Genomic DNA, 2,330 nt, shown 5'->3' on the forward strand with positions numbered 1-2,330 from the left:
GGGGCTGGGGGTGAGGGGGCTGGGACCGCCCGACCGCCTTTCACGATCCCGCCGCTCTCCTGTTCATAACCCCCCTCGTCACGCCACAAACGCAAGCGTGCGAAGGCTTGCTCACCCTCACCCCCGGCCCCTCTCCCCGAGGGAGAGGGGGGAAGAGGGCGTCGCACAGAACCGCTCAGGCCGTGACCGGTACGCGGTGGGGGCGGTTGCGGCCGGGGGTCCAGACGGCGGCGAGCTGGGTGACGACGCTCAGGCCGACGGTCCAGGGCAGGCCCCATTCGATCGGCACGCCGAACAGCAGACAGCCGGCCAGCCCCGCCAGCGAGGTCAGCAGCAACGTGCGCAGCCGCAGCCGCTTGGGACGATAGCCGTCCACGTGCCGCCACCAGCGACGGGTGGCGAGGGTCCAGGTGAAGAACCCGATCAGGGAGACGGCCATCGCGCCGAAGTCGCCGGGGCGGGCGATCGCGCCCCAGACGGAATCCCGCTCCAGCGGGACGTGGATCATCAACGCCTCGGCGATCCCCCACGCGGCCAGCCCGGCGCCGGCGCCGACGAACAGGGCGGGCGCTCGGCGGAGCCACCGGCGGGGGGAATCCGGGGCGAAGCGGCCTTCCGTCAGCTTGCTCGTCAGCAGCAGACCCCAGGAGGCCAGCGCGGTCGTCAGGCCGAACAGCGTCGCCTCCGGCAGATCCTGCACGGCGCCGGTCAGAATCATCAGGCCGGCGAGCGCCGCGGAGAGCGCCCCGGCGACCGCGGCGGAGCCGGCGAACTCCGTGGCCCGTCGCCAGCCGGACAGCGTGCGCGCGTCCTCCGGCCCCAGCGGGACCGGCCGCAGGCGCCGCTTGGGCGCGGGCGCCGCGACGTGCCGCACGGGGACGTTGCCGCTCCGGACCTCCGGCGCCCGCTCCATCGTGCGGTCGTACCGAGGCCGAAGGCGTTCCCGCTCCCGGTCGTGCCAGTCGTGGTCCCGGCGGGTCGCCGCGGCGTCGCCGCCGCTGAGCCACTTCACCACGCGGAACACGCCGTAGCCCAGCGCCCCGAGGATCGCCAGTTCCCACGCCGACACCGCGATCCCGCGGAACGCCCGCGGCGAGAACACCAGCAGCAACAGCAGGCCCACCACGACCCACGACACCCAGCCGTTTCGCGAGGCGGCGGACGGTTCGGGCTCGCGGCGTCGGGCGTCGCGACGCTCCGCGGCGTGACGGCGTTCGGCCCGCTCCTCGGCGCGTTCCCGCCGGCGAAGATCGTTCCAAACGGCGTCCGCGTAAGGGACTTCCTCCCTGTCGGAGATCGGCCTGTCGGCGACCGGCGTGCGGAACGACGCCGGGTCCAGATCGACCGGTTCGTCCCGCTCACGTCCGACCTGCTCGGTTCCCTGGGCGGAGCGATGGCCGCGGACGGCGGCGCGGAACTGGCGTTCCAACTCGCCGACGCTTTTCGTGCGTTTGTCCGGGTCTTTATGCAGCGCCCGGGCAAACACCGGCTTGAGGGCCGGGGGGAGCGGGGAGAGGTCCGGCGGGGCGGACAGGTGCTTCATTAAAATCTCGGCGGGCGTCTCCCCGTCGAAGGGCACCGTGCCGGTGTACATCTCGAACAACATCACCGCGAGGGCGTAGATATCCACGCCCCGCCCGTATTTTCCGCGGGCGACCTCCGGGGCCATATAATAGACGGTGCCGACGCTTTTGGTGTGCTCGCTGCCGCGGCTCTCGGAGATGAATTTCGACAGACCGACATCGCCGACCTTCACCGTCCCGCCCTCGGCGAAGATGTTCGCCGGCTTCAGATCGCGGTGCACCAGGCCGCGTTCGTGCAGGAACGACAGCCCGGCGGTCAGGCCGCGGAGCCAGTGCTCGATCTCCTCGACCGGCAACTTCCCGCGATCCTCGATCACGTCGGCCAAGCGCGGGCCGCCGGCGTACTCCATTAAAATCCACCAGTCCCCGCCCCCGTCCTGCTTGATGTCGAAGATCGTGACCAGGTTGGGGTGATTGAGATTCAGGCAGGCGTTCGCCCCGCGGAGTTCGACCTCGGTGTGCTGATGAAGCAGCTTCATCGCCACTTCTTTGCCGCCGTCGGACAGGCCGTAGTACACCTCGCCGAACCCGCCGCGGTGGATCGCCCGCTTCAACGTATAACCGTCCAGCGGACGGCTTTCGGGCGGATGGGTGAAGCGACCGGCGTTCTTCGAGGGCCGGCTCATGGAGGAACGGGCGGGGAGCGAGGGGTCGGAGATGAACGTGACGGCGGGGTCGGGTTCGCCGTCGGCGGTTTCGGCGTCGGACGGGCGGGGCATCGTGCGGGCCGTGGGGAGACGCGGGGAG

1 protein-coding gene is annotated in these 2,330 nt (G+C 71.1%); it reads right to left on the bottom strand.

Annotated features, from left to right (window positions below):
- Positions 1-175 precede the first annotated feature (175 nt).
- On the bottom strand, positions 176-2,330 hold a 2,155-nt coding region (locus tag LzC2_RS22670), incomplete at its 5' end, for a serine/threonine-protein kinase (protein WP_206678856.1).

It is taken from the genome of Alienimonas chondri, assembly GCF_013036045.1.
Classification (GTDB): domain Bacteria; phylum Planctomycetota; class Planctomycetia; order Planctomycetales; family Planctomycetaceae; genus Alienimonas; species Alienimonas chondri.